Below are 8,475 nucleotides of genomic sequence, written 5' to 3'. Positions count from 1 at the left end.
ATGATCCCCTCAAAAAGGCCGATCTAGATCCCTGATGCTGCTCCAAAATCGGCCTGGATAGTGAAATCCCTTGTAACATGCCGCGGCAGTATAGGCTTTCACCACAATTTTTAGAGGCTCCCTCATGGGCGCACTCGGCGCAACGCAGGCGCAGGAAGCCGTGGGCCAGAGCCTGCCCCAGCGAAAGCTGGGGATGCCGCATTCGAGAAAGGCATCGAACTCCTCTTTGACAAATTCGACAAATTCGGGCAATCCCGCCCCGGTCTCCAGCTCGACCTGGGCCAGGGAAGCCAGGCCCACGGAAGGGCCTGCTTGGCGCGCCGAGGACGCAAGGTCTCGAGGTGTTCTTGAACGAGCTGATAGAGGACGGTGTCTTCGGGACGCCGGCGTTCGTAGTGTACGTGCCTTCCCGCCAGCGCAGGCTGAACCGCTTCGCCCATCCTCCCTGACGTTTCGCTCTTCCCGGAAGGCTGCCGGTGGTGACAGTAGCATGCGGTTGCTGCCTCTGGCAATGGCACCGCACTTGGCCACTGGCGTAGTCAGGCTTCCGTGCTTAGCCCCATAGTGCCTAAGCGTGTGTGGTGGATGAGGCGGTCTCCCGGTGGGTCGCAATCGGGGATGGCGAGAGCAGGCCAAAGCGGAGCCTGATCCCCGCCACCGCGAGCGGATAGCGCGACGTCGTGAAGACCTCGATACCCGCGCTCGTGGCGAACAGGGCCCCGAGGAATATCCAGAAGAACCATCCACAAATCTATCCTAACCCAACTTTCTGGGCGTCCGGGCAGCCTGCCTTCATCACCGGCTGGGGTGACACCCCGAGGGTGGGGGCACATTTCCGGATGCCCTGCGGGTCGGGCGCGTGGCCATCACGGACGACCTGGCCTGCACCGACAGTTACGCCGCCGTCGGCACCACCGTTCGCCCCGACACGATGCTGTGCGCCGGTCGGGTCGGAGGCGGCGTCGACACCTGCCAGGGCGACAGCGGTGGCCCCATGGTCGTCCCGGTGTCCGGTGGCGGCTTCCGGCTCGTGGGCGACACGAGCTTCGGGATCGGCTGCGCTAGGCCGGAGTTCCCGGGGGTCTACGGCCGCCTCGCCGACGACCCGTTGCGCTCGATCATCGGAGACTTCATCCTCACTCAGACCGGGATTGACGTGATCGGGTCCGGAGCCAGACCCGTTACCCTGACGATGATCACGCGGGGGCCGAAGAGGGTTACCACCAGGACAAAGGCCAGGTTCGTGTTCCTTGCCAGCCAGCCGGGCTCGACGTTTCGCTGCAGGCTCGACCACAGACGCGAAAGACCTTGCGCCTCACCATTCGTGGTCAAGGTCAAACCGGGAAAGCACAAGCTCAGGATAACGGCGGTGAGCCCCCTCGGCGAGCGCGGCCAGCCGGTAAGGCGCAGGTGGACGGTGCGCAAAAGGTAACGCAGGCGAAGCTTGATGGGGGTATTACGGCTTCTTCCGTATCCCCCCCTTAGTCAGCTCCGCAGGGTCGAGGAGGCGGGCCAGTTCCATCTCGGATAGGCCGGTCAGGTCGCGGGCGACATCGCGCACCGGACGGCCCTCCTTGTAGGCCTTCTTCGCGATCTCGGCGCCCTTCTCGTAGCCGATAACGGCGTTCAGCGCGGTCACCAGGATCGGATTGCGTTCCAGCGTCCGAGTGAGCACCTCCTGGTTGACGCGGAATCCCGCAATGGCCCGATCGGCCAGGAGGCGCGCGGCGTTGCCGAGGATCTCGAGGCTCTGGCAGAGATCGTAGGCGATGACCGGCAGCATCACGTTCAACTGGAAGTTGCCGGACTGGCCTCCCAGGGTGATGGTGAGGTCGTTGCCGATCACCTGCGCGCACACCATGCACACGGCTTCGGGGATCACGGGATTGACCTTGCCGGGCATGATGCTGGAACCCGGCTGCAGATCGGGCAAGGCGATCTCGCCGAGTCCCGCCAGCGGACCGCTGTTCATCCATCGGAGGTCGTTCGCGATCTTCATGAGACCGACGGCCACGGTCTTGAGCTGCCCGCTCATCTCGACCGCCGCATCCTGGGCGCTCATGCCTTCGAAGTAGCTGTCCTTGCTCCTAAAGCCCACCCCGGTCCGATCCGCCAGGATCGCCGCGACCCGCGGGCCGAGTTCGGGGTGGGCGTTGATGCCGGTGCCGACCGCCGATCCGCCGAGCGTCAGCTCGCTAAGCCGCGCCAGGGCCGATTCGATGCGCCGGCCACCCAGATCGATCTGGGCGGCCCATCCGGACAGCTCCTGGCCGAGTGTCAGCGGCATGGCATCCATCAAGTGGGTGCGCCCGGTCTTGACGACGGCAGACAGCTCCGCGGCGCGCCGCGAGAGGGTGTTCCGGAGATGTGTCAAGGCCGGGAGCAGGTGCTCGAATGTGAGCAGGCTGCCGGCCACGTGGATCGCGGTGGGGATCACGTCGTTGCTGCTCTGCCCCATGTTGACGTGGTCGTTGGGGTGCACGGGCCGTCCGAGGCGCTCGCTCGCGAGGCGGGTGATCACCTCGTTGGCGTTCATGTTGGAGCTGGTCCCCGATCCGGTCTGGAAGACATCGATCGGGAAGTGCGAATCGTAGCGGCCCTCGGCGACCTCGAGCGCCGCCGCGCTGATGGCCTCGGCGAGCGGTGCATCGAGGAGACCGAGGTCGCGGTTCGCCTGTGCCGCCGCCGCCTTGATGAGCCCGAGCGCGCGCAGGATCGCGCGTGGCATCCTGAGTCCGCTCACCGGGAAGTTATCGATCGCCCGTTGCGTTTGGGCCCCGTAGAGCGCCGTCGCCGGTACCCGGACCTCGCCCATGCTGTCGCGCTCGATGCGAAAGGCGTTTCTGTCCACCGTCAATCCTGTCAATCGCACCTCGCCGTCATTATCCGAGCAGCGGGACGCCCTCCACGAACACCTGAAAGGAAGCGCGCGGAATGGGATGCCAGCGCTCGTTGTTGGTCAGGGGCTTCGAGGCGACGACGGTCACCACATCCTGTGCCGTCGTTTCGCGGCAGAAGTCAACGATCTCCCCGGTGTCGATCGAATGCGCCTCCCCGAACGGCGCCCGCCGCGTGATCCAATGGAGTGTGCTGCTGCAGTAGGCGTACAGACAGCGGGAGTCGCTCATGAGAAAATTGCAGGTGCCGAGCGCCTCCAGCTCCCGGCCGAGGGACGCGATGAGGCGCCATAGCGACTCTGCACGGCGGGGACGCTCGGGATAGCGCGCGCGGATCCGCCCCAGCATCCAACAGAATGCGCGTTCGCTATCGGTGGTGCCGATCGGCCGGTAGTGATCAAGGGCGAGTGCCTTGCTGCCCTTGAGCCCGCCGTTATGGGCGAAGAGCCAGGTGGAGCCCCACAGCTCGCGGGCGAAGGGGTGGGTATTTTCCAGGCACACGCGGCCGTGCGTGGCCTTGCGAATATGGCTGATGATGATGTGGCTCTTGATGGCCTGGCCCTGGATGAGCTTGGCCACTTCCGAGACGATGCTGGGCCTCGGATCGTGAAACAGGCGGCAGCCGCGCCCGGCGTACAGGCCGATCCCCCAACCGTCACGATGCGGCCCCGTGTCTCCGCCGCGGCGCACCAGCCCGCGCAGGCTGAAACAGAGATCGGTCGGGACGTTGGCGCTCATGCCCAGAAGCTCGCACATAAAAACAGATCAGTTGGGGAGTAGATCCGTTCCGCGCGTGCAGCCGTTCTCAGCCCTGCTCCCACGGCAATCCCTGATGGCGCCAGCCGTTGATGCTGCTGCGGTGTTTCTGGCCGTCCCGATCGCCTTCGAAGCCGTCCGAGACGTTGTACACGTGCGTGAACCCGGCCCCTGCGAGACACTCGGCCGCGGCGCGCGAGCGCTTTCCGCTACGGCACAAGGTGAGAACGGTGGTGTCTTCGGCTCGCCCGCGCTCGCCCAGTACGGCGCGCACCCGCTCCGCGAACTCGGGCGCAACACGCCATTCCGGGGCCTCCATCCAGGCGATGTGCAGGGCACCCACGGGGTGTCCCACATACTCGAACTCCATGGTCGTTCGCACGTCGATGAGCACCGCGTTCGGGTCCTGCCGCAGGATCCCGGCGGCCTCGAGCGCACGGATGTCTTTGACTTCGCCACCTGGCATGGATCACCCCCCGCGGATATCACCCGCGCTTCACTGGCATGTCATTTTGAATGAGTATACCGCGAACCCATGCCGCCGGGGGTCCGAGTACATCGCACAGGGTACGGCGTGTGGAGTCGGCATGACATGACTGACAGCGCCGCGGAAAGCCTGGCGGCCGTGGACCTCGGGTCCAATAGCTTCCACCTGATCGTGGCTCAGGTCATGGATGGGCGCATCCAGGTGGTCGATCGGATGAAGGAGATGGTGCGCCTCGCGGCCGGGCTCGATGAAGGCAACTGCCTGTCCGGGCCCGTGATGGAGCACGCCGTCGACACCCTCAAGCGTTTCGGCGAGCGCCTGCGGGACGTCCCCGCCCACAAGGTCCGTGCGGTAGGGACGAACACGCTGCGCAAGGCCAAGAACCGCGGCGAATTCCTGGCCAACGCGCGGCGCGCGCTCGGCCATTCCATCGATATCATCGCCGGGCGCGAGGAGGCGCGGCTCATCTATCTCGGGGTCTCGCACAGTATCGAGGGCGACGGCGAGCGGCGTCTGGTCGTGGACATCGGGGGCGGGAGCACGGAGCTTATCCTGGGCCGGCATTTCCGGCCGGAGCGCATGGACAGCCTGCACATCGGCTGCGTCGAGATGAGCCGGCGGTTTTTCGGCGCTGGGAGCATCGACGCCCTGCGGATGCGCGCTGCCGAGGTCGCGGCGCTTCAGGAGCTCGAACCGATGTCGGCCGAGTATCGCCGCATCGGCTGGGACTCGCCGATCGGCGCCTCGGGAACCATCCTGGCGGTCCAGCAGATCGTAGAGCAACAAGGCTGGTGCCAGGACGGGATCACGCTCGCGGCGCTACGCAGGGTACGCAAGGCCCTGATTGGCGCCACGCATATCCAAGACCTGGAGCTCGACGGCCTGCAAGTGGAACGAGCCCCGGTGTTTCCGGGCGGGGTCGCGATCCTCGGCGCTATCTTCGAAGCACTCGGGATAGAGCACATGCGGGCGTCGAGCGGCGCCCTGCGGGAGGGACTCCTTTACGACCTCTTGGGACGCATCCACCACGAGGATGTGCGCGAGACCACGGTCGAGGGCCTCACCCGGCGCTACCACATCGATGCCGCGCAGACAGGCCGGGTAACGGGGGCGGCCCTGGCTCTGCTCGACCAGGCGCCCAGCGCGTGGGGAGTGGGCGGCACGGAGCACGCGCAGTGGCTCTGCTGGGCCGCCCGCCTCCATGAGATCGGCCTTTCCATCTCGCACAGCCACTATCAAAAGCATGGAGCCTATCTGATCGACAATCTGGACATGCCGGGCTTCTCCCAGGGCGAACAGGCGCTTCTTGCGGCCCTCATCCGCGGCCACAGGCGCAAACTGTCGCTGGCGGACTTCGAAGGGTTGCCGGAAACGCTTAGGCGACAGGCGTTGTATCTCTGCATCCTGTTGCGCATCGCGGTACTCCTGCATCGCAGCCGCTCCGAGACCGAGTTACCGGCGATCGCGCTGGAAGGCGACGAGGCGTCGATCAAGCTGCGCTTTTCGCCGGAGTGGCTTCTCGAACACCCCTTGACCGAAGCCGATCTCGGCGTGGAGGCCGAGTACCTGCGGGCCGCCAACGTGAAGCTTCGGTTCAAATGAGGGGCGGGACACAAGGGGATCCCATACGGGGTACCGCAGCGCCGCGGCGCCCATGGCGTTGCTGGATCGGGAGCGGCTCCGGCGCGCACCGGGGCGCCAGGTTCACAGCTTGTGAAGAACCGTCGCGACGATCGTGGTCACCCCCCCGTTTTTCGGGATTGCCGGACCAGATCCCTGATCCAAAGACCGCGATGAGGCACAGCGCGACATAAGACGAAAGATCGCGCAGACCGCGCGGGTGAACGTGGTATTCCTCGACCACGACGCGATCGGTGCCGGCGAAACGGCCATGCAGGGATAACAGTGCAGGTCCCGGGACGTCGACGCCCTCAAGCGTCAAGGCCTCGCCGGCAAAGGTGTAAATCCGGGGTCCTGCCGCATCGATGTGGTAACGGTCTCGTTCGAGCTCGATGTACCGCCCCGGCCGTGCATCGTGCTGCCGCAGGGTCTCCACGAAGTGATTGTCCGCGCCCGCCGCTGCGTCCAGGAACGCCACCGGCACGACGAAGTAAATCCAAAGTAGCGGCAGGCACAGGCCCAAGACCCGCCCGCGACAGAGGTCAACGCCGATCGGCCGGGCACGGTCGCTGACGAATCCGAAGCCGAGCACCGCGAGGCCGAGCACGGACAGGAGGTGTATCGCGAGGCTCTCCGGCCAAAACACCCCGAGGCTGGTGAGACGCCAGTCGAAGGGTGCCAGGAGGTGGACGCCGTTGGCCCATTTGATCTCGATGGTATCCAAGAGCAGGTGCAACCAGGCGTTGCCCGCCACGATCGAGAAGGCGCGGCCGGGCTCGGTGGCGAGGCTCGCGAACGCCAGGCTCAAGCAGAGGCTCATGGCCAGCGTCGCCTGCACGATGCCGTAGAGGTGCAGCGTATAGGGATTGACGAGCGGTGCGCCGGCCCCGGGGGGCGCGAGCGCCTGCACGAGCCACTGGCGCTGCAGCATCCAGGGGAGATCGGGCACGATGCAGCCGAGGTAGATCCATTTGAGATCGGTCGCGGGCGCCACCGCCCGCGTGGCCAGGGCCTGGAACCCCACATGTGCGAGGGTGTTGGGCACGCTACCGAGAATGCCCCCGCTCGGGTGACGCTACCCCCCTTAACGAGGCGGTGCGGACCTCGGCATCCTTGCCGGATACGCCCGCTGAACGCCGCGTGTACGCCGTTCATGTCCTGTCCACCTCGGCGCTGACCCGTGAAGCCTCGACCACCTCGACCACCGCCAAGGGGTGCGTTACGCGAACCTCTTCCAGGGGGGGGATCCTTAAGAGTTATCCCCCATCTTCACCAGCCAAGATGCGTGGCGCTTGGCAGAGGATATGAGAAAGAATGGGATCAAGGACGTGGCCGTATGGTGTTCGTGGCCTACATCACTGAACGACCCGGACTAGCCGGACGGCGACTGTATGACCCAACCCCTCACCACCGCCCAAGCCGCCGCCCGCCTCGCCTCTCCCCGAACCAGGCGCCGCGTCTGGCGCGGCAGGGCCATCGTCGGCGCTTCGTTCCTGGAGCGCGATTGGGTGTTCACGCCCCCGCTTGAGATCCTGCGCCCGAGCAGCCGCCGGGGTGGCCGCGGCGGCAGAAGCCAAGTTGAAACCCTAACCCAGAAAGGAAACAGAAATGAATACAAGGATGTTGCCGACGACACGCTGCGCGGGATCCTACGGCATTAAGCGCGAAAACCAGATTGTGCAGTTTGCATCGGGCAAACTGAGAGTTAAAACAATCTATCGAGTGCGATACGTCAAAGGTGAACGGATCGGCGCGATCACAGAGTCAAACCTGTGCAGGTACGGTGGATCACCGGCGTGTCTTGGGTAGCGGAGTAATAGCATGAGCCGCAAGAGCCTCCAATGGTTTGGAAAACAGCGCAAGCCGCGTAAAAGCCTTGTTGCTAAGGTGCGCCGTATCCGAGGAGAGCCGAACGAACAGTTTTTGACGCGACGGTCTCGCAAGAAAAAAAGGGCTCGCGTGTAGCGAGGGGGATTCAGCTTCCCCGGCCAAGAGCCCAAATGACGGGCCAGAAAGCGGCCGTCAGGCGGGCCCCCGTCACGTGATCGCAATCGTATACGGCCCGCCCGGGAAGTTCCTCGCCGTGAACAAGGCCAGCAGGCAATTCGGCGCGGCGATGCCGGGGACATCGAGCGCGCAGATCTTGGGGAGGCACAGGGTCCGGTACTTGTGGACCGCGCCCCGCTTGCCGGCGTTGGCGCTGTCCCGGTACGACGAGGGCGGATCGGCGAGGATGATCTCGTAGCTCACGGCTTCGGCTCGCCCACCGTTCCCGAGGGGGTAGGTCAGGCGGAAGCGCTCGTAGCGCGGAGCGGGCTCGGGGGGGTCGAACGTCATGGCTTCAATCAAAGCCGCCGCGCTTCTCCCGATATAGAGGCTGTCCGGCGGCGCCGCTATCACCAATACATGCATTCGTAGGCGTAGAGGCGAGTTGACCCTATTGTTGCATAAATATCGCTTATCTGGGGATCTCAGGAAGCTTGCAAGGCTTCGAGGTAATGCAACAGCTCCTCTTGGACCGCCGGATTGGCGGACATGCTGAGGGTGAGCTGCCCCTGAGGCCGAATCAATCGGCCGGCGCGTTGGAGGATCCTGCGCCGAAACGTGCCCAGGCGTTCGAAGGCCCAGAAGGCCGGCCGTTTCTCCAGCGTCGCGCGCGAGGGAGGATGCGCGATCATCTGTAGCTCGCGACCGAGGTTATGGGCGAGGAGCACC

9 protein-coding genes are annotated in these 8,475 nt (G+C 65.2%); 3 read left to right on the top strand and 6 right to left on the bottom strand.

From position 1 onward, the window contains the following. Positions 1-859 precede the first annotated feature (859 nt). On the top strand, positions 860-1,432 hold the full coding sequence (locus M3461_02900) for a trypsin-like serine protease (GenBank protein MDQ3773386.1): 573 nt from the start codon (positions 860-862) through the stop codon (positions 1,430-1,432). Between the two features lie 24 nt (positions 1,433-1,456). On the opposite strand, the gene M3461_02895 is transcribed toward M3461_02900, so the two are convergent. The 3 genes from M3461_02895 to M3461_02885 all read right to left on the bottom strand — a co-directional run bounded on the left by M3461_02895 (position 1,457) and on the right by M3461_02885 (position 4,119). Beyond that, a complete protein-coding gene (locus tag M3461_02895) occupies positions 1,457-2,815 on the bottom strand; it encodes a class II fumarate hydratase (protein MDQ3773385.1) in 1,359 nt (452 codons plus the stop codon). Between the two features lie 67 nt (positions 2,816-2,882). After that, the gene (locus tag M3461_02890) at positions 2,883-3,653 is read right to left on the bottom strand and encodes a class II glutamine amidotransferase (GenBank protein ID MDQ3773384.1); all 771 of its coding nucleotides are present in this window, start codon (positions 3,651-3,653) and stop codon (positions 2,883-2,885) included. Positions 3,654-3,702: 49 nt separating this feature from the next. Then, a complete protein-coding gene (locus tag M3461_02885; protein MDQ3773383.1) occupies positions 3,703-4,119 on the bottom strand; it encodes a rhodanese-like domain-containing protein in 417 nt (138 codons plus the stop codon). A gap of 126 nt (positions 4,120-4,245) precedes the next feature. Here M3461_02885 and ppx point away from each other — a divergent pair, with 126 nt between their 5' ends. After that, complete coding sequence (gene ppx / locus M3461_02880) at positions 4,246-5,742, top strand: exopolyphosphatase (GenBank protein MDQ3773382.1); 1,497 nt, start codon at positions 4,246-4,248, stop codon at positions 5,740-5,742. On the opposite strand, the gene M3461_02875 is transcribed toward ppx, so the two are convergent. Next, complete coding sequence (locus M3461_02875; protein ID MDQ3773381.1) at positions 5,735-6,805, bottom strand: hypothetical protein; 1,071 nt, start codon at positions 6,803-6,805, stop codon at positions 5,735-5,737. The two genes, ppx and M3461_02875, sit on opposite strands and share 8 nt — an antisense overlap. Before the next feature lie 346 nt (positions 6,806-7,151). On the opposite strand from M3461_02875, the gene M3461_02870 reads away from it, so the two are divergent. Further along, entirely contained in the window at positions 7,152-7,421 is a 270-nt protein-coding gene (locus M3461_02870; GenBank protein MDQ3773380.1) for a hypothetical protein, read from the top strand. A 376-nt stretch (positions 7,422-7,797) separates the two neighbouring features. Here M3461_02870 and M3461_02865 read toward each other — a convergent pair whose 3' ends face one another. Continuing rightward, positions 7,798-8,097, bottom strand: coding sequence for a hypothetical protein (locus M3461_02865; GenBank protein ID MDQ3773379.1), 300 nt, complete (start codon positions 8,095-8,097; stop codon positions 7,798-7,800). Positions 8,098-8,231: 134 nt separating this feature from the next. Continuing rightward, on the bottom strand, positions 8,232-8,475 hold a 244-nt coding region (locus M3461_02860), incomplete at its 5' end, for an IS1380 family transposase (protein MDQ3773378.1).

It is taken from the genome of Pseudomonadota bacterium (genome assembly GCA_030860485.1).
In the GTDB taxonomy this organism is placed as follows: domain Bacteria; phylum Pseudomonadota; class Gammaproteobacteria; order JACCXJ01; family JACCXJ01; genus JACCXJ01.
This window is presented reverse-complemented; position numbering and strand designations above follow the sequence as displayed.

Coding starts and splice junctions, on each gene's coding strand:
- M3461_02885 (MDQ3773383.1), bottom strand. CDS start 4,119: ATGCCAGGTGGCGAAGTCAAAGACATCCGTGCGCTCGAGGCCGCCGGG.
- M3461_02890 (MDQ3773384.1), bottom strand. CDS start 3,653: ATGTGCGAGCTTCTGGGCATGAGCGCCAACGTCCCGACCGATCTCTGT.
- M3461_02865 (MDQ3773379.1), bottom strand. CDS start 8,097: ATGACGTTCGACCCCCCCGAGCCCGCTCCGCGCTACGAGCGCTTCCGC.
- M3461_02895 (MDQ3773385.1), bottom strand. CDS start 2,815: ATGGGCGAGGTCCGGGTACCGGCGACGGCGCTCTACGGGGCCCAAACG.
- M3461_02870 (MDQ3773380.1), top strand. CDS start 7,152: ATGACCCAACCCCTCACCACCGCCCAAGCCGCCGCCCGCCTCGCCTCT.
- ppx (MDQ3773382.1), top strand. CDS start 4,246: ATGACTGACAGCGCCGCGGAAAGCCTGGCGGCCGTGGACCTCGGGTCC.